This window comes from Pseudoalteromonas sp. Hal040 (assembly GCF_037162425.1).
Taxonomy (GTDB): Bacteria; Pseudomonadota; Gammaproteobacteria; order Enterobacterales; family Alteromonadaceae; genus Pseudoalteromonas; species Pseudoalteromonas gelatinilytica.
Genome location: NZ_JARLUU010000001.1, coordinates 1,713,529 through 1,736,832, shown reverse-complemented (window position 1 = coordinate 1,736,832; position 23,304 = coordinate 1,713,529). Strand labels below are relative to the sequence as shown.

General features: G+C 38.8%; 21 protein-coding genes. 15 read left to right on the top strand and 6 right to left on the bottom strand.

The window, feature by feature from the left end:
* Positions 1 to 15 precede the first annotated feature (15 nt).
* On the top strand, positions 16 to 2,508 hold the full coding sequence (locus P4S60_RS07770) for a prolyl oligopeptidase family serine peptidase (protein WP_337115553.1): 2,493 nt from the start codon (positions 16 to 18) through the stop codon (positions 2,506 to 2,508).
* Positions 2,509 to 2,581: 73 nt separating this feature from the next.
* Here P4S60_RS07770 and P4S60_RS07765 read toward each other — a convergent pair whose 3' ends face one another.
* Together P4S60_RS07765 and rrtA are read right to left on the bottom strand one after the other, a co-directional pair.
* Positions 2,582 to 3,175, bottom strand: a complete 594-nt coding sequence (locus tag P4S60_RS07765) for a hypothetical protein (RefSeq protein ID WP_337115552.1) — start codon at positions 3,173 to 3,175, stop codon at positions 2,582 to 2,584.
* 51 nt (positions 3,176 to 3,226) lie between these two features.
* A complete protein-coding gene (gene rrtA, locus P4S60_RS07760) occupies positions 3,227 to 3,811 on the bottom strand; it encodes a rhombosortase (protein ID WP_337115551.1) in 585 nt (194 codons plus the stop codon).
* An 85-nt stretch (positions 3,812 to 3,896) separates the two neighbouring features.
* On the opposite strand from rrtA, the gene ggt reads away from it, so the two are divergent.
* From ggt to P4S60_RS07745, 3 genes are all read left to right on the top strand, one after another.
* Positions 3,897 to 5,654 carry a gamma-glutamyltransferase gene (ggt, locus tag P4S60_RS07755; RefSeq protein ID WP_337115550.1) on the top strand — a complete coding sequence of 586 codons (1,758 nt, stop codon included), beginning with the start codon at positions 3,897 to 3,899 and terminating at the stop codon, positions 5,652 to 5,654.
* Between the two features lie 174 nt (positions 5,655 to 5,828).
* Complete coding sequence (locus P4S60_RS07750) at positions 5,829 to 7,523, top strand: NAD-dependent malic enzyme (protein WP_337116840.1); 1,695 nt, start codon at positions 5,829 to 5,831, stop codon at positions 7,521 to 7,523.
* A 141-nt stretch (positions 7,524 to 7,664) separates the two neighbouring features.
* Positions 7,665 to 8,381 (top strand): SIMPL domain-containing protein, encoded by a 717-nt coding sequence (locus P4S60_RS07745; protein ID WP_337115549.1) that lies wholly within the window; start codon positions 7,665 to 7,667, stop codon positions 8,379 to 8,381.
* 6 nt (positions 8,382 to 8,387) lie between these two features.
* Here P4S60_RS07745 and P4S60_RS07740 read toward each other — a convergent pair whose 3' ends face one another.
* A complete protein-coding gene (locus P4S60_RS07740; RefSeq protein ID WP_337115548.1) occupies positions 8,388 to 9,740 on the bottom strand; it encodes a DUF2254 domain-containing protein in 1,353 nt (450 codons plus the stop codon).
* A 119-nt stretch (positions 9,741 to 9,859) separates the two neighbouring features.
* Between P4S60_RS07740 and P4S60_RS07735 the strand changes: the two genes are divergently transcribed.
* From P4S60_RS07735 to P4S60_RS07715, 5 genes are all read left to right on the top strand, one after another.
* The gene (locus P4S60_RS07735) at positions 9,860 to 10,234 is read left to right on the top strand and encodes an MAPEG family protein (RefSeq protein ID WP_337115547.1); all 375 of its coding nucleotides are present in this window, start codon (positions 9,860 to 9,862) and stop codon (positions 10,232 to 10,234) included.
* A gap of 1 nt (position 10,235) precedes the next feature.
* On the top strand, positions 10,236 to 11,141 hold the full coding sequence (locus P4S60_RS07730; RefSeq protein ID WP_337115546.1) for a substrate-binding periplasmic protein: 906 nt from the start codon (positions 10,236 to 10,238) through the stop codon (positions 11,139 to 11,141).
* Positions 11,138 to 11,770 (top strand): sulfotransferase, encoded by a 633-nt coding sequence (locus P4S60_RS07725; protein ID WP_337115545.1) that lies wholly within the window; start codon positions 11,138 to 11,140, stop codon positions 11,768 to 11,770. The genes P4S60_RS07730 and P4S60_RS07725 overlap by 4 nt, the downstream gene beginning before the upstream one ends.
* Positions 11,771 to 11,815: 45 nt before the next feature.
* Entirely contained in the window at positions 11,816 to 12,388 is a 573-nt protein-coding gene (locus P4S60_RS07720) for a tRNA-(ms[2]io[6]A)-hydroxylase (protein WP_063705153.1), read from the top strand.
* A 197-nt stretch (positions 12,389 to 12,585) separates the two neighbouring features.
* Positions 12,586 to 12,957, top strand: a complete 372-nt coding sequence (locus tag P4S60_RS07715) for a hypothetical protein (protein ID WP_337115544.1) — start codon at positions 12,586 to 12,588, stop codon at positions 12,955 to 12,957.
* Here P4S60_RS07715 and P4S60_RS07710 read toward each other — a convergent pair.
* Positions 12,949 to 13,656, bottom strand: a complete 708-nt coding sequence (locus P4S60_RS07710) for a metallophosphoesterase (RefSeq protein WP_337115543.1) — start codon at positions 13,654 to 13,656, stop codon at positions 12,949 to 12,951. The two genes, P4S60_RS07715 and P4S60_RS07710, sit on opposite strands and share 9 nt — an antisense overlap.
* 247 nt (positions 13,657 to 13,903) lie before the next feature.
* On the opposite strand from P4S60_RS07710, the gene P4S60_RS07705 reads away from it, so the two are divergent.
* Both P4S60_RS07705 and P4S60_RS07700 read left to right on the top strand, forming a co-directional pair.
* Positions 13,904 to 15,481: an ATP-binding cassette domain-containing protein gene (locus P4S60_RS07705; protein ID WP_337115542.1), complete on the top strand. Its 1,578-nt coding sequence runs from the start codon at positions 13,904 to 13,906 to the stop codon at positions 15,479 to 15,481.
* Positions 15,482 to 15,703: 222 nt separating this feature from the next.
* A complete protein-coding gene (locus tag P4S60_RS07700) occupies positions 15,704 to 16,084 on the top strand; it encodes a hypothetical protein (protein WP_337115541.1) in 381 nt (126 codons plus the stop codon).
* 514 nt (positions 16,085 to 16,598) lie between these two features.
* On the opposite strand, the gene P4S60_RS07695 is transcribed toward P4S60_RS07700, so the two are convergent.
* Both P4S60_RS07695 and P4S60_RS07690 read right to left on the bottom strand, forming a co-directional pair.
* The gene (locus tag P4S60_RS07695; RefSeq protein ID WP_337115540.1) at positions 16,599 to 17,318 is read right to left on the bottom strand and encodes a hypothetical protein; all 720 of its coding nucleotides are present in this window, start codon (positions 17,316 to 17,318) and stop codon (positions 16,599 to 16,601) included.
* Positions 17,319 to 17,524: 206 nt separating this feature from the next.
* The gene (locus tag P4S60_RS07690) at positions 17,525 to 18,292 is read right to left on the bottom strand and encodes a DUF2971 domain-containing protein (protein WP_337115539.1); all 768 of its coding nucleotides are present in this window, start codon (positions 18,290 to 18,292) and stop codon (positions 17,525 to 17,527) included.
* Positions 18,293 to 19,096: 804 nt separating this feature from the next.
* On the opposite strand from P4S60_RS07690, the gene P4S60_RS07685 reads away from it, so the two are divergent.
* The 4 genes from P4S60_RS07685 to P4S60_RS07670 are packed head-to-tail and all read left to right on the top strand — an operon-like array spanning position 19,097 to position 23,299.
* Complete coding sequence (locus P4S60_RS07685) at positions 19,097 to 19,492, top strand: response regulator (RefSeq protein WP_337115538.1); 396 nt, start codon at positions 19,097 to 19,099, stop codon at positions 19,490 to 19,492.
* Between the two features lie 7 nt (positions 19,493 to 19,499).
* Positions 19,500 to 20,393 carry an AAA family ATPase gene (locus P4S60_RS07680; RefSeq protein WP_337115537.1) on the top strand — a complete coding sequence of 298 codons (894 nt, stop codon included), beginning with the start codon at positions 19,500 to 19,502 and terminating at the stop codon, positions 20,391 to 20,393.
* Between the two features lie 3 nt (positions 20,394 to 20,396).
* Positions 20,397 to 21,356 carry a DUF58 domain-containing protein gene (locus P4S60_RS07675; RefSeq protein ID WP_337115536.1) on the top strand — a complete coding sequence of 320 codons (960 nt, stop codon included), beginning with the start codon at positions 20,397 to 20,399 and terminating at the stop codon, positions 21,354 to 21,356.
* Positions 21,357 to 21,358: 2 nt separating this feature from the next.
* Positions 21,359 to 23,299 (top strand): transglutaminase family protein, encoded by a 1,941-nt coding sequence (locus tag P4S60_RS07670; protein ID WP_337115535.1) that lies wholly within the window; start codon positions 21,359 to 21,361, stop codon positions 23,297 to 23,299.
* The last annotated feature ends 5 nt before the right edge of the window (positions 23,300 to 23,304 follow it).

The window sequence follows — 23,304 nt, the reverse complement described above, 5'->3', positions numbered from 1 at the left end:
CCCGTAAGAAGCACTATGAAATTCAAAACCACTGCTAATAAAACGTTAGTGGCTCTCGCAGTCGCATCTAGCTTCATGCTAGCAGGTTGTCAATCAACCGCCTCAACGCCTTCTGAAGAACAAGTTACTAATGTAGCCCCAGTTGTTGTTACTCCTGCTGATACAGGTTCAGCTGAAATCACGTTAGAGCAAGCAATGGCTCACCCTGATTGGTTAGGCCGTCAGCCTGAGCGTGCTTTCTGGAACGGTGATTCTAACAGCATCGTTTATGCACAAAAGCAACAAGGCAATGAGTTACGCGATTTATACGTTCAAGCGGTAAATAGCCAATCTGCATCACAATTAGCGTTAAACAAACTACACACTGTAGGCGCTAAAAATGCCGTTTACTCAGCAGATAAAAAACAACAGGCTTATGCATTTGAAGGTAATATCTTCGTTAAGAACTTAAGCACTGGGCAAATTACACAAATCACTCACGACAGCGCACAGCAATCAAAACCACAGTTTTTAACTGATGGTAGCCTTGCATTTCGCCAAGGTAATGCATTTTACAAAGTTGATTTAGCAACGGGTCGTCAAGTTGAATTAGTAAACTTACACCTAGACGATGCACCTAAAGGTGTACAAGAGCCAGACACTTACATCGCAAAAGAGCAGCACAAACTAATTGATTACATTGCGCTGACTCACAAAAACAAAAAAGATCGTGAAGAGCGTAAAGCACAAATCAACGAGCAAAACGATAGCATTGCTAATGCACAGTTTTATTTAGGTAAAGGTAAGCGTTTAGCTGATGTACAGCTTTCACCAAATGGCCAAGCACTTGTTGCAGTAACTACAGAAAGCCGTTCATGGCGTGATGAAGGCGATATCATGCCTAATTACATTGCTGATGACGCGCGCGTAAAAGCAGAAAAAGTACGCCGTCGTGTTGCTGATGAAAAACCAATCAGCTCAGACGTTGTTTACATCGATCTTAAATCAGGCGAGCAAACAACGCTTGCATTCGATACCTTACCAGGTTTTGACGAAGACGTACTTGCAGCAGTTAAGAAAGAAAACTACGCTCGTGATGGCAAAACTTACAAGTCTGAAAAAGCACCACGTGCCATCAACTTAATGATGGATTGGGGCTGGGACCAAAGTGCAATCCAATGGAACACAGATGGTTCAAAAGTGGCACTTATGCTTGAAGCATGGGACAACAAAGACCGTTGGTTAGCCACTGTTGATACACAAAACAACAAACTTGTTTCGCAGCACCGCTTACACGACGATGCATGGGTTAACTATGCATACAACGATTTTGGTTGGTTGAACAACTCAGACACGCTTTACTACTTATCTGAAGAGTCTGGTTACAGCCACATTTATAAAAAGCCTTTAAACGGTAAAGCAACGCAGCTAACTAAAGGCCAATTTGTTGTTTCTAACTTAACGTTAACGGCTGATAACTCAGCGATTTACTACAAAGCCAACGTTGAGCACCCAGGTCTTTACGAAATTTATCGTGTAAACCCTGCAAACGGTGAATCTGAGCAAGTAACAAACCTTGATGGTATGACTGATTACCAGTTAAGCCCAGATGAAAGCAAACTATTGCTAACCCACTCAAAAATTATGTCGCCGCCTGAGCTTTATGTTGCTGACGCAAAAGCAAACACCCAAGCAACTCAGTTAACGCATACTGTATCTGATGAGTTCTTAGCGAAGAAGCTAATCGCACCTAAGATTGTTGCTGTGCCTTCAAGCCACACTGATCAGCCAATTTACGCAAAAGTATATTATCCAGCTGACTATAAAGAAGGCGAAACAGGTAAAAACCGTAAAGCGGTTATCTTTAACCACGGTGCAGGTTACCTACAAAACTCACACATGGGTTGGTCTGGTTACTTCCGTGAGTTTATGTTCCACTCTCTACTTGCTTCAGAAGGCTACGTAGTAATGGACATGGACTACCGTGCATCGAAAGGTTACGGCCGTGATTGGCGTACAGCTATTTATCGTCAAATGGGTACACCTGAGATCCAAGATTTAGCAGACGGCGTAAGCTGGATGGCAGACAACGCAAACGTAGATACACAAGCTGTAGGCACTTATGGTGGCTCTTACGGTGGTTTCATGACGTTTATGGCGCTATTCACACAACCTGATTTATTCAAAGCAGGTGCTGCACTTCGTCCGGTAACTGATTGGGCTCACTACAATGGCCCTTATACGTCTAACATCTTAAACCACCCAGATGTTGACCCAATTGCTTATGAAAAGAGCTCACCAATTTACTTTGCTGAAGGTCTTAAGAGCCATTTATTAATTAACGCGCCTATGGTTGATGACAATGTATTCTTCCAAGACTCAGTACGCTTAGTACAGCGCTTAATTGAGCTAGAAAAAGAGAACTTTGAAACAGCTATCTTCCCAGTTGAACCACATGGTTTTGTACAACCATCAAGCTGGTTAGATGAATACCGTCGTATTCATAAGCTATTTAAAGAAACGCTTTAATCAATAGCGTAAATGAAAAACAGCCACTTTAAGTGGCTGTTTTTGTTTGTAATAAAAATTATCTATAAAGGGGTTATTTGCAGTAAAATTCACTCACATCGAGTACAGTCTTACCTTCCTTTGAGTCGTTTTCAAAAATTAAACTATCACCCTCTAAACTCATTTTATAGTCTCTCATCCATGATAGATTGGCTATTAACTCCAATTCATAGCGATTAAACGAATCAGGGCACTTTAAATACACATAATGGTGAGCAGTTCCAAAAGCTCCAGGGTCTGATGTGTAGACATAAAAGGTGCGATATTCAAATGCTTGTTCTTGGTGAACGTAATCAGTATTTGAGTTAAACATGATGTTGAATAATATAAGTAAACCAATGCCAAAGAACATTAAGCATGAATACAAAATACTAAGAATAAGGGTCAAATGAGCAATAATTTTATTCTTAAACGATTCTTTAACGATACTGTATTTTGCTAACAACAGACAAAACCCAATACAAAGTGAGCAAAATACTATGGTGTAATAAATATTATCAAGGCTTGCCATAAACGTTGGTGAAACAAATTTTAAGTTTACCAATTGACCAAATAGCCCAGCCAATAGAGGCCCGTAAAGACAGAATAGTATAATGCGAAGGTAAATATGTCCTTTATTTTCATTCATTTAAATTTCCTTTTTCGAGTTAAAAAGAGAAGTTGTAAAAAGTGAGTAAGGTTACTCGCGATTTTTTATTATTTTAATGAAGATAGGCAAAGCGAGTAGCGTGCCGCCAATTGCGCCGATAAAGTGGGCGTCAATGGCAACATTGGAGGCGATTAACTGACTCACCGATTCACTCGGGCCTGCTATTTGCTCCCAAATCACTTTAGCCCAAGTGCCAGCAAACAATAACCAGCCTGAAAACATGCCTGCTTGTACATCTTTAACTGCACCCCAAATGATCACACCGTGCAGTAGGGCACTTAACCCGGTGTAAATTTGGATATCTGGGCAAAATAGCCACACACCTAACCCACACCACAGTGCAAGAATGGCAATATTAAACGCATAGCGAGCAGGGCTTGTATGCTCAGCGTGAAGTGCCCAAATTAATAAAATTCCGGCACAATTTAAACCTAAATGGGGCCAATTAGCGTGTACGAATTGACTGGTGAAAATACGCCAAAACTCACCATTTGCAACTAACTCACGGTTAAATTCAAGATATTCATTTAAGTTGAATAGTGCAAACAAAGAACTTAGTAGTACTAAACACAAAGGAGGCAGAATATATTCTAGTTTCAGGGGCAGGTTTATCATGTTATTTTTGTTGTATCTGAGATTGTCGCCTATTGTGCACGTTTAATTTTAAGATGCCAAATACACTACGGGATTAAGTTTATTTATGTTATTCAAAACCAAAGCGCTATTAGCTCTATCCACCTCATTAATTTATTCAACCGCTATTTTCGCGACTCCTGCAAAAGTTGAAACCCGCGAACCTGAAGCCGCAACGGGCTTTGCTCATAAACAGGTTGTTGAAGGCGATAAATACATGGTTGCTGCAGCAAACCCTTATGCAGTAAAAGCGGGTCAAAAAATGCTTGAGCTAGGTGGCTCAGCGGTTGACGCTGCCATTGCAACCCAATTAGTACTGACACTGGTAGAGCCGCAATCGTCGGGGATCGGTGGGGGTACATTTATGATGTACTTCGACAACAAAACAAAAAGCCTAACCAGCTTTGATGGCCGCGAAACAGCACCAAGCCATGCTGACGAAACGTTGTTTTTAGATAAACACGGTAAAGCAGTGAAATGGATCGAAGCTGTAGTGGGTGGTCGCTCAGTTGGTGTACCGGGTATTTTAGATGCCTTTGCCACTGCCCATAAGCGTTACGGTAAGTTAGAGTGGCAAACTTTGTTTGGCCCTGCTATTGAATTAGCTGAGCAAGGCTTTGTTGTATCGCCGCGTTTACATCAATTACTGGTTAAAGAATTAAACCCTGGGGTTACTAAGCTGCCTGTTATTCGTGATTACTTCTTTCCAGATGGCAAAGCACTAGCTGTTGGTACTGTGAAAAAGAACCCTGAACTTGCCGCGCTTTATAAAGATATTGCGAAACAAGGCATTGATGCTTTCTATAAAGGTGATAACGCCAAAGAGCTTGTGCATGCAGTACAAAACTCAGCAGTTGCACCGGGTACTTTATCGGTTGACGACTTAGCTAATTATAAAAGCAAAGAGCGCGCACCTGTGTGCGTTGATTATCGCCAATACGAAGTGTGCTCAATGGCACCACCAAGTAGTGGTGGTGTAGCTGTGTTACAGATTTTAGCCTTACTTGAACACAAAGACATGGCTAAACTTAAACCAAACTCAGTACAGGCGCTGCATTACTTTACACAAGCATCGCGTTTAGCATTTGCTGATCGTAACGTGTATATGGGCGACCCTGACTTTATGCCTATCCCAACTCAAGGTTTATTAGATAAAAACTACCTTGCAGGTCGTGCAAAGCTTATTTCTGAAAAAGATGCTCACGCAGAAGCTGGCACACCACCAAACTCACTTGCTTACGCACAAGATGATGCTTACGAGCTTCCTTCAACAACGCATGTTTCGATTGTTGATAGCCAAGGTAATGCGGTGTCTATGACAAGCTCTATCGAAATGGCGTTTGGCTCAACCGTAATGGTGAACGGGTATATTTTGAACAATCAACTAACAGACTTTGCTTTATCGCCAACCAAAGATGGTAAACCATTGGCTAATCGTGTTGAAGCAGGTAAACGCCCGCGTAGTTCAATGTCGCCAGTTATGGTGTTTAACAAAGATGGCAGCTTACGCTTAGTGGTTGGTTCACCGGGTGGTAGCCGTATTATTGATTACGTTGCTCAAGTGGTTGTCGGTGTACTTGATTGGAATCTTGATGCACAAACAGCTATTAACTTGCCACGTATTACTAATCGTAATAATTATACAAGCCTTGAAAAGGGCACTGAACTTGCGAAGGCAGAAGCTGATTTTGTTAACCGCGGACACACAGTTCGTATCCTAGATTTAAACTCTGGTTTACATGCTGTTGAAGTTAAAGACGGTAAACTATACGGTGCTGCCGATCCGCGCCGTGAAGGCATCGCTTTAAGTGATAAAAGCCACTAAAAACAAGCTCAGCAGCCTTAAAGCTGCTGAGTTTTCATGTATACTACCTGCTATGCTATTTAGAGCATAAAATTCATTTTCTTCAATGGTCTGACAAGGTGAATTGTCATTGCAATTTCACCTTCAAGAGTAATAATGTCAGGTCATAATTATGACGCATCAAAGCTTGGAAATATGACTACAAATACCGATCCGAATTATCTTTATATTCCTTACTCAGGCCCAGGTCTGATCGAAACGCCACTATTAAATAAAGGCAGTGCATTTTCACAAAAAGAAAGGGAAAGTTTCAACTTAGCCGGTTTACTGCCACCGCGTTATGAAACGATTGAAGAGCAAGTTGAGCGTTGTTACCAACAGTATTCGAGCTTTAATGATAATTTAAACAAGCACATTTACCTTCGTGCAATTCAAGATAACAACGAAACACTTTACTACCGTTTAGTGCGTGATCATCTTGAAGAAATGATGCCAATTATCTATACACCGACAGTAGGTGATGCCTGTGAAAAATTCTCAGACATTTACCGCAGTGCCCGTGGTCTATTTATTTCTTACGAAGATCGTTTCCAAATTGATGATATTTTACGTAACGCGACTAAAGGCAAAGTAAAAGTTATCGTTGTAACAGACGGTGAGCGTATTCTTGGTTTAGGTGACCAAGGTATTGGTGGTATGGGTATTCCAATCGGTAAATTGTCACTTTACACAGCATGTGGTGGTATTAGCCCTGCTTATACATTACCAGTGATGATTGATGTTGGTACTAACAACGAAAAACTACTTAACGACCCTATGTACATGGGTGCGCGTCATAAGCGTATTTCACAAGAAGAGTACGACGAATTCTTAGATCTATTCATTAAAGCGGTGAAACGTCGTTGGCCAAGTGTGTTACTTCAGTTCGAAGACTTTGCACAACCAAATGCCATGCCATTATTAAAACGCTACCGCGATGAAATCTGTAGCTTTAACGATGACATACAAGGTACTGCCGCGGTAACTGTAGGTTCATTATTGGCTGCATGTCGCGTTAAAGGTGCTAAGCTTTCTGAGCAAAAAGTGGTGTTTGTAGGTGCAGGCTCTGCAGGTTGTGGTATTGCTGAGCAAATTATCAGTACTATGGTTGCTGAAGGCATTAGCGATGAGCAAGCGCGTTCTCAAATCTTCATGGTTGACCGTTTTGGTCTACTTACTGAAGGTATGGAAGGCTTACGTGACTTCCAACAAGCACTTTGCCAATCTAAAGATGGTTTAAGCGAGTGGACATACAGCGGTGAGTACGCATCGTTATTAGATGTAATGCACTGTGCACAACCAGACATCCTAATTGGTGTATCTGGCCAACCTGGTTTATTCACAGAACAAGTTATTCGTGCAATGCACGCATCTTGCCCACAACCGATTATCTTCCCGTTAAGTAATCCGTCTAAGCAAGTTGAAGCACTTCCTTCAGATGTAATCGAATGGACAGACGGTCAAGCAATTGTTGCCTCTGGTAGCCCATTTGATCCGGTTGAGTATAACGGCCAAAGGTTCCCAATCCCACAATGTAACAACAGCTACATTTTTCCGGGTATTGGTTTAGGCGTAATTGCCGCTAAAGCAACACGTATCACAGATGCAATGCTTATTGTATCAAGTGAAACACTGGCTGAGTCTTCACCTAGAGCTAACACAGGTAAGGGCAGCTTATTACCAGCACTGACTGAAATCCAAGCGTTAAGCAAACGTATCGCGTTTGCAGTAGCGAAAAAAGCGATGGAAGAAGGTGTGGCATTAGAGCTTAGCGATGAAGCGCTATGGGCAGCCATTGAGAAAAACTACTGGCTTCCAGAATACCGTAACTACAAGCGTCGTAGTATCTAATCTAAGCTATAACACGCTGAGTAATTGAAAAAACAGGCTTTAAAAGCCTGTTTTTTTATATCTGAATAATAGGGTCTTGTTCAGATTCAATTAACCCTTTAAGGTGATAATGAACGGAGTTTTTAATTAAGGAACAGTATTATGCGTAAGTTAGTTTTTACCGCTTTGGCCGCCGCGCTAAGTTTTAATGTGTTAGCAGAAGCAACACCTGATGCGCCGCATATTTATATTCAAGGTACCGCGACTGTTAAAGCAATCCCAGATAACGTCAAACTGACGGTAGGTATTGTTGAAGTAGATAAAGATTTAATTGCCGCTAAAAACAAAGCCGATGCAACCATGGCAAAAGCGATTAAACTTGCAAAAAACCAAGGCGTAGAAGAAAAGGGCATTTATGCCTCTAATATCTCAATTCAACGCCAAACAGAATACAACCGTGAAACAGGTAAGCAAGACTTTGTAGGTTATAGAGTTACGCGTAGTCTGTCGGTTACGTTAACGGATATTAAAAAATACCCAATTATGCTTCAGCAACTAGTAAATTCGGGTATCAATGAAGTCAATCAAACGCAATTTGTATCAAGCCGCTATGAAGAGCTACAAAAGCAAGCGCAAAAGCTAGCTATTAAAGACGCGCGTGCTGCTGCTAAAGAGTTTGCTAATGATTATGGGGTTGAACTTAAAGGCCTTTATACGGCTTCAAGCAGCCCACTCGATACAGGTAGCCAACCTTATATGCGTGCCAGCAAAATGGTTATGGCCGAAGCTGCACCAGATAACTATGTACCTGATGCATACAACGGTGGTGAGCTTACTATTACCGCAAGCAGCTATGCGGTATATCTAATCGAAAACTAAGTTAAATTATTGATTGCGGGTAAACTTTGCCAGCAATTTTTCACCTTGTTGCTCTGAAATACGAGCAATCGCTTTTAGCATATTAGTAATTTGCTCACGGTCGTACTCATTACTAATATGCGTATCTATATCTTCAATAATCGCCCCTAAGTAAACAAACAAACTGTTTGTCGCTTTTTCGTTATCAGATGCTCTAAACAAGATGTTTTTAAAGGCCTCTAACACATTTACCATTACATAGGCGTCATTTTTCGCATAGTTACGAATTGGCGTGAAGTTATCATGCAGAAGCTCATCGAATGATGTTTCGTGTATAAACAAGTGCGGTTGATTGTTCTCGCATCGTTTAAGTGAATAGTTCACATCGTAAATATCTAATCGCAAGATCAACAAGATACTCAACATATCAATGGCTTTTACCGCAGTACCAGGATCGTTAATACCTGGGCTCATGGCTTTAACTGCGATTTCTGAAATTTGCGTCATACCGTAGCGATAATGATCTCTTATGTATTCTTCAATATAAAAGATAAAGCAGCCAAGTAGTTGCTCTACAAGCTCTGGTTTATCCGTTAAATCAGTATCACATTTTAAAAACGGGTAACCTTTAACCGTAAAGAAACCTTGTTTAACCGAAATAAAAATCTTTATGCCATGCTCTTGGCATAGCGCGCACAATTTATCGGTGTGAGTTCCCTTAAAGTAGCCTTCGGTTTTACTTTTTACGCTATGCCAGTTATCAAACTCAGGAAAATGTTCAACGGGGTTTTCTTGTTGCATATTTAAAATGCATTTAAGCTCGCCTTTGGTATTTTTAAACAAGTCATTGAGTACATTATCGACCTGAATTGCTTTTGAAATTGAGTGAATAAAATACACAAAAAAGCCCAGCGAAATTAAACCAAACACCAATGAAAAGAAGATACCGAGCGATGGAATACCCATGTCGCCATCACCAATGGTGCGTATGTTTATCAGCATTAATATGGTGTAGATAATACTGCCAAGATAAAACCCCAGTACTAATTGGTGCGATTTACGGGTAATTAGCCCTGGCAACACACGCGGTGAAAGGCTGGCACTGGCGCTATTAAGCACCACCATAACCATAGAAAAACTAAAAACGGTTAATGAGATAATGCTGCCTGCAAGGGTGCTGAGGATGGTTCGGGCATTCTCTTCGCTATCGACCAATAACACGCCAATCAGCTTTTTAAATTCCATTGATAATGATGAATACTCGACCGCTGTGGTAATTAATCCAAATACTAAAAACACCACAGAGAGCATTGATGGGTAAAATCCGATACTACTGATCATTTCGCGGTAGTTATCGGCGATTTTTCTTGGCGTAAACATGCACTTCCTTAAGAACTGTTAGACATTAAATATCATACTGAGCTAACCTAACTACTTACTTAACAGCCTAGCAATAAACAGTGCTAAGCGTCTAACTTTAAATAAAAATTGGAAAAACTGTGATTGTTTCAACGTTTGCTGCCATTTTGGCGATTTTATACATTCAACTTAGCTTTCGTGTCATTAAACTGCGTAAAGCAAAGCGTATCTCACTTGGCGATGGCGGTGATGCTAGCCTACAAGCGGCTATTCGAACCCATGCAAATTTTATTGAATATGTGCCATTTTCGCTGATTCTGCTATTTTTATTAGAGTACCAAGGTCTTTCAAGCCATTTTTGCTATGTTTTAGGATCAATGCTCCTGGCTGGCCGTTTTTGTCATAGTTATGCACTCGCTGATAATCTGATGAAATTACGTGTATTAGGGATGATGCTAACTTTCTTAACAATTTTGATTAGTGCAGTGATGTTATTAGTTACACAGGTGTTCTAATATGCAAAAAGTTGTTTTCACACTATCTCTTCTGCTTTTATCAAGTACCAGTATGGCTAATGTGAAAACAATCAATGCTAAAAAAAGCATTAACGTTCCTCCTGAAACTCTTAGGGTGATTTACCCTAAGACGATGCCAAACCTTGATGAAGAAACACTTTATCCGCTCATACTCCTTCGTACCGCTCTTGAAAGAAGTGGTTATAAATTTACTCTCGATCCAGCATCTGAGCTGTTAGGTCAAAACCGAGTTCTTAAAGAAATAGAGACAGGGTCAGGCATAAACGTAAACTGGAGTATGACTAATATTGATCGTGAAAATAGGTTGTTACCACTTAGAACCCCCATTTTCAAAGGGCTTTTTGGGTGGCGGTTAATGTTCACAACACAGAAACAATTACCTTATCTTAGCCAAGTAAAAACCTTCGAAGATTTAAATAATATTATTTTTATACAAGGTGAGGACTGGCCAGATACCTTTATTTTAAGGGATAACGATTTGACCGTCGCTACCGCACAAGATTTTGAGTCACTGTTTGTTATGCTTGATAAAGGTAGAGGGCAATTATTTCCACGTTCTTTGCTTGAAATAGAGAGTGAAAAAAATTTTTATGAGAAAAAAATTGACCTAGTTGTATTACCGCAACTAATGCTGAAATATCAAAGCCCAATTTATTTCTTTTTTAATAAAGATAATCCTGAAATTGCAAAAGCAGTGAATGAGGGTTTAAAAGTTATGCGTAAAAGTGGTGAGTTTGACGAGCTATTTTTTAAATATAATGGTGATTTCATTAAAAATGCCCACCTTCATGACAAAATTATTATAGAATTAAAGAATAACCAATTACCTAAGTTAACTCCTGTAGATGATAAGTCTCTGTGGTTATCACTTGAACAGGTGCCATGAGCTCTAAAATTTTTATAATCGGTTTGCCACGAACCGGCACAACCAGTATCTGTAATAGCTTTTTACAACTCGGATATAAAACCGCCCACACAGCTTATACCCAACAAGCAATTACAACCGCAGATGTTATTTCCGATACCCCGGTATTTAGTGAGTACGCCTTACTTGATAAACATTTTGCAAATAGCCGTTTTATCAACCTTGAGCGCGATTTAACTAAATGGTTGCCATCTATTCGGCAGTTATTAGCACGTATGCACACTAATTTAATGCGCCCAGATGGTGGCTTTAATATCCATTTAAAACGCTGTTATCTTGATGTATTTGGCCATTACAGCTTGGCAGAGTTAGAATCTGATGAATACCTAACAGCATGTTATCAGCGTCATCAACAGCAAGTGGCAAATTACTTTAAAGGGCGTGAGCAGCAGTTATTAACACTGAATGTAGCAGACTCAAACAGCCCGCAATTACTTCAGCAGTTTTTAAACACTCAGCAGCCAATTAACTTTAAACAGCTCAATATGGGCGGTAAGGTCACAGCGTGGAATGACATAAAGCATCCAGATAAAGTGTCATCGACCCGAAGTGGTAAAATTGATAAATCTCTTGGTTATAATCACACGTAAAATACGGTAAAATCGCCGCCATTATAAGTTAAGTTGTTCCTTATTATGTTTGAATTGAAATACCACACGCCATTTGAATGGACAGAAGGTGTCTTAGCTGACTTCGATACCTTTTTACAAGATCATGCTGCAGCAGAGAAAAAAGCCTCTGGTATGGCTATGTCTATGCTTTCTCATTACCCAGACCGTCGTAAGCTTGTTAGAGCCATGACAGACCTAGCACTGGAAGAAATGATCCACTTTAAGCAAGTTTTAAAGCTATTAATGGAACGTGATGTATCACTTGGTAATGACCAAAAAGATCCTTACATCAAACAAATTCGTGCGGTATTTAGAAATGGTCGTGATGAATTTTTAATGGACCGCTTATTAGTGGCAGGCGTTATTGAAGCACGCGGACACGAGCGTTTCTCGCTTGTCGCAGAAGCCTTACCAGCGGGTAAAGAAAAAGAGTTTTATGTCGCGATTGCAAAATCAGAAGAAAAACATAAAAACTTATTCGTTGAACTTGCCTACGAGTACTTTGATAAGCAAGAGGTTGATGCACGCCTCGAAGAAATCCTTATCGCAGAAGCCGAAATTTGTAAAAATATTCCGTTTACAGCAGCGCTTCACTAGCTGTAGTGCTTGTGTATTAGGTCTTTTGGCTTAATACACAAATTAAAGGTTCCGCTCTAAAGCAGTAAATTAGGGACTAAAAACAATAATTAAGTATCTTGAGAATAGTTTCGACAACCCTAATTGATTAAATAAACAGCATACATTCATCTTTCTCTCCTATAGTTAATTTAGTACCTAACTGTGAGGAATAGAGCATGAAATGGATGATGACTCTTACGACGTTGTCGTTAATAGGGATTGTAATTACTGGTAATTCAATTTACACCGAAGTGAAACTTTTCCGCTCCAACGATAAACCTACCGAAATAACTGCCAGTATGTATCGCTCGCTTATTTGGCATAGTGATATTTATAAAGACGATCAGTTTTTAAATACCGCGCAAAGCTATTTTAGCGATGGCAAAATTGATACGCGTGAATACAGTAAACTAACGAGTTTAGCGAGTAAAAGTGCTGGCCCAATTATCTACATTCAAGAGACCGATGAGCAACTGTGGCATGCAAGGTTAACATACAAAAAATACCTTGAAGAGAAAACGGTCGAACGACTGGCAAGCTTACAATGATGAAAACTGCTTGATCAGCGTGTTAAGCTCAACAATGGTGGGCTTGCCGCTGAGATAATTGGTATCAAGATGGTAGCTATTGCCAAGCCAATAGGGCTGTTTTGTTGTGTTATGGCCATGCACCGAAAAATCGATACTTGGATTTATTAACGGCTTTTTTGCTTTGGTTAAGCTTCTATCCCAAAGTAAAGCGCCAATCGCTTGTTGTAAATCTTGAGTAGGATTTTGCCAATCCCAATCAGCACAGGTGGTATGCGATAAACCAATTTTTAATGTGCCGTATTCAACATAGTAAGAAAGCGGGCATCTAAGTAGCTGCTTACAGGCAAACGCGAGCTCTTCATCGGTTGCTTGGGTGTGCCAACGGCCACCATTTTCAACCCATAAACGGTAGTAACCTTTATCCTTTGCAAGTAATGATTCAAGTAGCATGTGCTCGTGGTTACCAAGACACATATTTACACCAAGCTCTTTAAAACGTGCGAGTAACGCAATGCTGTTATCACCTCGGTCAATCACATCACCCAGTGAAAACAAGATATCTTCGCTTGGGTTAAAATTAACAGAGCAGAGTGCCTGTTCAAATTTAGCTAAATCTGCATCTAAATCGCCAATAACAAATACACGTTTGCTTTGTTCAAGTTGCATCTTAACTTGAATTGGGTTTTGTGAGGCAAGTGGGCTTTTAACTAAATTCAAAATATATTCCTATAAGCTGCTTAATAGCTTAAGACTATCATAACTCATTGCCATTTGAGCACTGGGTGGTTATTATCTAGCCTCACTTATTAGGAGTTACCGCCAACATGAACAACTAAACCTGTTATCCAATTTCATTTTTATCTTTTTGGACCAACAGGGTTAGTAGGCGTTGCTCACTATCACTATTTATTATATTACTTCTCGTGTGATCAAACGCTTATGCCCCTGTAATACAGGAGGCACTATGCCACAACTTCAAGCTTTTAATTTATGTTACCAACATGGCAATGGCGATGTTGTATTTAACGACCTTTCATTTTCACTCACAGCTAAAGTCACCGCGTTAGTCGGCAGGAACGGCTGCGGTAAATCTATATTAGCGTCAGTACTTGCTAAGCAAAAAGAGCCTAGCTCTGGTACGGTTATTTGTAATTCAGCCTTTGGCTTTTATAAGCAAATGAACGATGTAAATCAGGATGAAAAGCTAACAATTGCAGAGGCTATTGGGCTAGAGCCTGTGTTTAAAGCCCTTGATGCTATAAACCAAGGGCAAGTTACAGAACAAAACTTAATGTTGGTTGAGGGTAATTGGGACTTAGAAGATCGCTTTAATGCAGAACTTGTAAGGCTTGGCGTAAACAACAAAACCCGTTACTCATTAAGCAAACATTTAAGTGGCGGTCAGCTTAGCCAATTAAAACTTTGGACACTATTTACCTGCATAAAGCCCGACATTTTAATACTGGATGAGCCATCAAACCACTTAGATGCAAAAGGCAAAAGCTGGCTTATAAAGCAAATACACAACTTTAAAGGGCAACTATTACTAATAAATCACGATCAAGAATTATTAGAACAAGCCAATGAAGTTTGGGAGCTAACAACTCTTGGCTTAACACAATATGGTATGCATTTCTCTGAATACCAAATACAAAAACAGCAGCAAGTTGCTGCCCTTGAAAATAAATTAAACCACATTGTTAAACAGCAAAGTAAGCTCAAGGCAGCAGAGCAACTACAAAAGCAAAAAGCACAACAACGTGCAGGTCAGGGCGCAGACCTCAGAAAATCAGGCAGCCAGCCTAAAGTGCTGATGGATGCTAAAAAAGATAAAGCCAGCGCTAATTTATCATCACAAAGTAAAAATAGCGCGAAGCGAGAGGGTATGCTGACTCGTAATAAACATGAGCTTTCTAGCAAGCTTGAAAAAACTAAAGCGCAGCAATTTTATTTAGCGCAATCAGATGAAGCTAAGCACCAAAAAGTACTTAGCCTTGAGGATGTTGTATTAGCACACGGAACACAAAAGCCACTTAATTTTCAAGTATTCAGTGATGATAAAATTCATTTAGCGGGCGCAAATGGCACTGGTAAATCAACCTTACTTAAAACTCTGACATACGACATACCAGTAAAAGCAGGGCAGTTACATTGCAATCAAGCACTCTATTATTTAGACCAACATTTTACATTAATAAACAACGAGCTAACCCTGCTTGAAAACGTGCTGACTTACTGTAAAAACCTAGATGAGAGCACCGCACGAACTCTACTTGCCAGTATTGGCTTTAGAAAAGACGCTGTTTTTAAACACGCCGCAGTTTTAAGTGGTGGCGAGAAAATGAAGCTCGCCATGTGTATCGTCAGTAATATTGAAAGCACCGCATTTTTGTTACTCGATGAGCCCGATAATCATCTCGACCTAGAATCAAAACAGCTCTTGGCCCAGTCAGTACAGGGTTTTAAAGGCGGGTTTATACTTGTAAGCCATGATAAATACTTCGTAGAAAGTATCGACTGGACTAGGCAAATTGGTTTATAAAATAGCCATTTATAAATAAGCGTGCTAGGGTGGTTGTAGGTACATTATACCAATCCGCAATAATACTTAATCATTTTGAGGGATTAAACCTGTCGCTATCTGCGTTAAAAATTTTTGATTTAGAACAACTAAATAACGAAATTTTTGCCTTGCTATCAACAAGGTTTTATTGCCTCAAAATAGACTACTTAATTAAGCGAATTGGTATTACAAGGAATGACTATGAATTTTACAGCCGCTTACCGCATTTTTACTGCTTTATTCATGCTGATAGTAATCGTTGGTTTAGGCATGACACTCAATGATTTTACCTCGGTGGTCTACGTGTTCGTGCCGTTATTACTAATGCTGGGTACGTCTTTTATCCCATTTTTTAAACAGCGAAAACTGCGTTTAATACTGTTTGCAGCCCCAATTGTTATTCTTTACTGCTTTGGTTTTTACCCTTGGCTTACAAATTACCAAGAAGTCGCCGTTTCATCATCCACCTCAACCCTCGATTTCATCATTATCCCAGTTTGGGCCACTCTCTACGGCGCGGGTTTTGTAGTGCTGCATGAAATAGCGCTCGGTGTTGTTAAGGTTTTTAATTGGGGAAGTTGAAAGGATTTTTAGCCTTGGTCTGTAAGATACAAATGAATAAGTTTCCCTATATTTTTCAAAAAGTTAAAGATAAATGTCAAAAAACTTTTTTAAACTACTTTTTATCTAATCAGATAAATTAACTGAACATTACCAAGAGATTTATCAAGGCTAACTGACTTGTTCACTTAGAGCAGGTACTTTTTTATTACAGAAATCCTAGATGAAATTGTATAAGTTACCTGGGTAAGTAAAGCCCCGCCAAATTGGGGCGAGCTATGTCGTAAGGTTCGTAAGTATGGCGCTAGGCTTTGCGCCATAACACAACGGCCACAGGAATCAGATAAAACCATACTTAACTAGGTTGAGTTTACCTGGTGCGGCGCACTTAAAACATCAGCCAGTTATAACTATATGGCTAAAGAAATGGATTTATCAGTGCAGGAACTTAAATCTATTGTGAACATTGATCGCAAACAAATCCAGTATTGGATACGCAAAGGAACTGAAGTTGCTAAGAAACAGACGATTATTTTTAAATAATCGTCTGTATTACTGATTCGATATTTTGCTTTAGTACTAGGAGAGATAATAAAAAGCCAATGAGATAAAAGAGTAATATTAGCACCCTTAACATAGGCTTTTGAACATCGAATATTTTTGATGTGAATTCAAAAATTGCTTTATATCGCTCAGTATTCAGAACGTATAATATATTAGTTTGAGTTTCAAATACGCTTGCCTCTGTTAATTCAACTTCATTTGTTTCTCTATTTTTTAGGTGTGCTAAATATGCTCTAGCTACATGTTTTGGTTCAATTCTTAATTTTTGTTTATCTAAATGTTCACTGAAAAAACTGTGAGTTTTATAGTCCCTAGCTTTTCTATCTAATAATAATGCCTTTAGATAGGTACCCAATTGAATAATTGTTTTACCGTCTTCTCTAAACTCGTGAACATTTTTATACTTTTTTATAACTTCAGGACAGAACACTGTATACAGAAATTGAGCCATTGAAAATGTTAACGCAGAAAAGAAAAACAGCTGCCAACTAAAAGGAAGAGCAACATTAAAATTTATAACAACATTACCTATTGTTATTGGAATTGAATCAGATACCTCATTCAAAGCTTTAGCTAAGATTGGAACAATAATTATCCATATATATGAAATTTTAACTAATTTAATATCAGCCATACCTTTAATAAATGACCAATGTGGGATGTAATTCATCCACTTACCGTGAAACATCATTCTCTACTCCTTTTTTATCATTTTAGCTATAAGTAAAGCTCAAACACAACATTTTGTTTTTTAATACTCTTCAGGCTCCAATCCCGTGCAACTACATTTGGAGCCGCACATATGTTTACTAAAAATCGTTTGATCACCGTTGGGGTAGGGAATGGCAATCATTTAAAGGGTTTTACCCTGAAAGCCTATTACCAGAGCGGCTTTATTCATTTGATTTCTTCGAATACTAACCCGAACTTTGATGTGGATAGTTTTGACTGGAAAACTTTAGGAGTAAATTTACTTTCATTAGCTATTTTCATTACTGTATCTTTGTCTTCATCTGATATACACGCACCTAAAGTTACACTTTTAATTGCTCCTTTATCGAGGTTTAGATAATTTGTTCCAGAAACAAAAAGAGGGTTGTTCTCTCGTAATGAAATCCTAAACTCCTCTTCATAGCTCCATTCTTTAGACTTCGTTAAAATTGGAACTACTGAATCTAGTTCTGATGGAAATGGATAAATTACCGAAGGGTAAGTCTCTGTATACTTAACTTTTCTAGCACCGTTCATCGGAGCGTATGAAGAAACAAACTCAATGCATACTCCCTGATGTGACTTAGCGTAATGTGACCAAAATAATAAATTTTCTCGGTTTGGCGAAAAACAACAAATTCGATTATCACGAAATACTTTTAAAATGGCATGATTTATAAGGTTGTTCGCAGCCTCATGATCTCCAAGTAAATCAGTTGCAGTTTTAGATGCTGCGGCTGAATTAAATTTAATATTGTTTCTTCGAGCACTTTTTCTTTCTTGAGTTAATAAATGCTTTCTGAGAGCTGGGGCACTATTTTTAGACATAGAGAAATGAGGTTTACACTCAAATGGGTCATTGAACATCGAAGGAGCAGATAAGAACAACAAACCATCTATTAATAAGCATTCTAAATAACTAGCATCTTTTGTAACGTCTGAAACAACTGGCATGAACCTGTATAATGACTTATACCCACGTTTAATAGCGAGCGGATGGTCTATTTCAAATCAATTTTTCTCATTATCATGCGTAACTAATTTACTAAATAACTATGATGCCGCACAAATAAATATGCGGCAAATACTATGTAGTTTTTTATCTCCATACTTTAAAACAATATCTTTTAAAGCAAGCTGACCACTCATTTTGATTAAGTCATTACCAATAACTTTAAATGTTTCACTGGCTTCAACTAAATCATAAAGGTGTTCAATTTGAGCTTGTAGGGCATCTACATGGCTTTCGTTATAACGAACAGCTTGTTGTAGAAATAAATTATCGTTAATGAACTTAAAGCCATAATGGTTACAGGCAGTGAAAAAATGTTTTTATATTTTTGGGATGCCATACAAGAAACACTTTTAAAATCTAGGTTTGTAAAAACTTACCGTTGTGGACTTATTGTAATGAAGTAAGGCGTGTTGAAAATTTACAAAGTAAAAAAAGCTAGAAAACCGTGAAAACCCAAATTAAGCAAAAAAGGGGCTAAAAAACCTTAAAATCTAACGACTAATGAATCTGCTTATAAAGATAAATACACTATTTAACATAATATAAATTATAGGTAGTAACGTATTTATACATAACTATGACCACTCTTCGTATATGTTAAGTCCAATACTAGACGGTATCGGACATTAGGGTGGTGTTTTATCATATTATTCATTTTATTAGTGCTTGTTTCTTGAGCTTAGTTATCGCATGACTTATATTAAAACTATCAACTTAAGATGTAACGATAAGATGTAAACGATATGGAATTTGTGAAGCCGTTAGAACCTATTCTGATAATCGATGATATGCAAGATATCCGCGACTATCTAAATCAAATTTTAACTGGTCTTGGTTTTGACGATATTTTAGAAAGTCGAGATTTTGAATCAGCTAAAACCGTTATTGAAGAAAAGTCGCCTAACGTTATCTTTCTTGATATTGAACTACCTAACACTGACGGTACAGAAATACTTGAGTACTTAAATGACCGCTATCCTCATACTCATGTAGTTATGTGCTCTGGTCATAATAGTCTTGAGAATGTACAAAACACTTGGGAATTAGGTGCTAAAGGTTTTATCGCCAAACCATTCAACGCAAAAAAAGTCGACTCTGTTATGAAACGCCTAGAATTGATGGAAACCATAACAAATTAAGTAGTTTATGAATTCGACAATCCAACTCATTATCAATGACCTATCAACGGTTATTTTTGGTAAGCAACAACAAATCAAACTCGCCTTAACGTGTTTATTTAGTGAAGGCCATCTGTTAATTGAAGATTTACCAGGCATGGGAAAAACCACTTTATCTCATGCACTTGCCGCGGTTCTTGGCTTGTCGTATCAACGCATTCAATTCACTAGTGATTTATTACCTTCTGATATTCTTGGTACTAATATCTTTGATGCTAAAGAACATAGCTTTACTTTTCATCAAGGCCCTGTATTTAGCCAAGTTGTATTAGGAGATGAAATTAATCGTGCCGGTCCTAAAACACAAAGTGCACTTTTAGAAGCAATGGAAGAAAAACAAGTGACGGTAGATTCGGTTAAACACGCCCTACCATCACCATTTTTTGTGATTGCTACGCAAAATCCAGTGCATCAATCAGGTACTTATCCGTTACCTGAATCGCAATTAGACCGCTTTTTTATGCGCATTAGTTTAGGCTTTCCTGATAAACACGCTGAGAAAAACCTCATTTTAGGCCTAAACAATCGTAATTATGACGACTTGCCTGTTCGCATTAATCCTGATCAACTTGCTGTTATTCAAAAAGACATTAATAAAGTAACGATAAGCAACTCGGTGGTTGATTATATTCTTGAGCTCGTTGCGTTTACTCGCCAAGATAACCATTTTGTAAACCCATTATCACCAAGAGCCAGTATTGCGCTTGCCCGCGCTGCAAAGTCATGGGCGTATATTGAAGGTCGTGATTTTGTAATGCCTGAAGATGTACAAGCGGTTTTTCCTAGTGTGACTGATCACAGACTTGGCTTAAACGCTGGTGACAGTGGCTATGCACTTAAACATGTGCCTGTAAGCTTGTAAAACATGTACAAGCGCCCTGCTTTTGTTAATCAATTTCGTCAGTCAGTTTTTAATAAGTTATTAAAAAACAAGCATAAAACCAACGAAATTGAGCTTCAACATAAAACGATTTATGTATTACCTTCAAAACTCGGTGGGCAATTTTTACTAATTGCCTTGCTTAACTTTGTGATGGGCATTAACTATCAAAACAACCTGATTTTAGCTATGGCGTATTTAATGGTGGTTGTTTTAGTGTTTGCAATACTCACTGGCTATAAAAATGTGAGAGGTTTGTCGGTTAAATACCAATCAGTTAATGAAAGTTATGCGCCAAAAGCCCCTATTGCGCGTTTTCAAATTAACGCACAATCACACTGTGAACTTATTAAACTGGTTAATGAAAACCTTGAATCAGAAACTGTGTCACTGCAAAGCAAAGAGAAAAAGACCGTTGAAATTGAACTTAAATGCAGTGAACGTGGTGTTTATGGCTTTGATAGAGTTAAAATTATTAGCCATTTTCCTTTTGGTTTAGTGTCTGTGTGGAGTTACATAGAACCAACCGAAACGGTGTATGTTTATCCGCAGCCTATCGCCTCAGAAAAGCTTGATACACAGCTCCATGACAATGACGAACACGACGGCGTTAACGCACAAGTTAAAGCGGGTAATGATGACTTTCATCAACTTACCCCTTTTGTGCAAGGTACAGCTCTTAATAAAGTATCGTGGAAACACTACGCTAAAACTCAGCAACTATTAACGAAAGAATTTACCAGTGATGCATCACAGGAATTAACGCTTAATTTCAATATGTTGAGTGGCAATAATGAGCACCGATTAAGCCAGTTATGTTTTTTGGTGAACCAATTAACCGACCAATACATGGCGTTTTCGTTAACCTTACCCAATAAACATATTGCAAAAGGCCAAGGGATCAACCACCAAAAAGCCTGCTTGCAGGCATTAGCGGAGTTTTAAGTATGAATACGCCGCTTATAAATACCGTTTTATCACTGCTGTTTATTGTTATTAGTGGATTTTTGTTTACTGAAGTAGCGACCCCATTTTTAGCCATATTGGCTGGCCTTAGTTTTTTAAACCTGTTTTTAGGTAAGTTTTATAAAAAACTAAATGGACTGATAGCGAATATTTTGGCTGCAGTTTGCTTAGTTGCCTTATTTGTTTTGGTTGCTGTGAGCGATACGGTCAAATTATTTGTCTCGATGATGCTGCTTGCTAGCAGCTTTAAATTGCTACAGGCGAAAACCGTTAAACAGTATCAAACTGTGTGTTTACTGGTGTTTTTTAACCTTTCAACCGTGTATTTGTTCCATCAAGGGTTGTTCGAAACCTTAGTGGTGAGTGTACTTTATGTTGTTAACTTTGCAGTACTTGGCTACTTAACTAGCCCGCTAAGCTTTAAGGCCGCTAACAAACAAAGCTTTAAAACCATATTATTAGCCCTACCCATTGCCGCTTTTTTGATTTTATTTTTACCCAAGCTCCCCGCATTTTGGCAGCTACCGGGGCCAAAGCTAGCTAAAACCGGTTTATCAGAGCAAGTTAACCCATTTTCGATTGCGAAATTAGCTGAGTCAGATGACTTGGTTTTTCGGGTAGAACAACAGTCAGGACAAGCCCTACAAGCACCCTATTACTGGCGCAGCCTTATTCATGATGAGTTTAATGGCAGTGAATGGTTAATATCGGACATTTTAAAATCGCAACAATTTAACCCAATTCGCCGTACAATTACTCAAAGTAATAGCGTTAATTATCAGGTTATTGCAGAGCCCTCATCTTCTAATTGGCTTTTTGCACTTGGCTTTGCACAAAGTGCTAATTCAGATGTGTTCTCTACCTACAATGGTTTGTTAAAACGTAAAGGTAACTTAAACAAAAACATTAAATACGCGGTAACCAGTAGTGAGGCTATTCTGAGCCTTACCGACTTTGAAAAACGCATTTACACCCGCTTGCCGAAAACTACCAATCCACAAACAACGGCACTGGCAAACCAGCTGGCTGCTGATCATGAAAGTGCGCAAGGTTATTTTAACGCACTACTTGATTACTTTAATCAGCAGCAGTTTGCTTACACATTAACACCTACGCCAATGTATGGTGATAATACGCTAGACCAGTTTGTATTTGATACCAAACGTGGCTTTTGCGGCCACTATGCCAGCACCGCTGCATTTATGTTTCGTGTTGCTGGTTACCCTGCCCGTGTTGTGTCGGGTTATTTAGGCGGTGAACAAACTAAAGCCGCTACGCTCAATATCTATCAATACGATGCTCATGCATGGGTTGAAGTGTTCTTCGATGAAAAGTGGCACATATTTGATGCTACCGCTGTTGTTGCCCCTGAGCGTTTAAATGGTTCGCTATCGCAACTGGGTGATTTAAATGAAAGCTTTAACGACAATCTTAATTTTGGTTTAAAACGTTGGAGTCATTTTAAAGCAATAAACTGGCTTCGAATTCACCTTGAAGAGCTCGATTATAAATGGACTAACTGGGTGCTTACGTTTGACCAAGCATCTCAGCAAAGTTTATTTGATTCACTGTTTGGTAATAAATCGGCATGGCTAACGCCATTAATAGTGTTAGGTACGTTATTACTAAGCTTTACTGGCTATTTCTTTTATAACAAACGCCCAGTTCGAAGTAGAGAGCCACTGGTAGATGACATCACTAAGCTCTATCAGTGGGCTAAAAAACAAGGTATTGAGCCTCTTGAAACCAACACACCACTGCAAAATATTGCACTTATCAAACAGAAAAAGCCTACGGCGGCAGTTTATTTAAGTGAATTTGAGCAAATAATCATCGAAGTACGTTATCAACAGCAATCATATACTCAAAATCGCAAAAACCAGGTGCGAGTTCTGTTAAACTCTCTCAAAACAGCCAAATAGAGAAC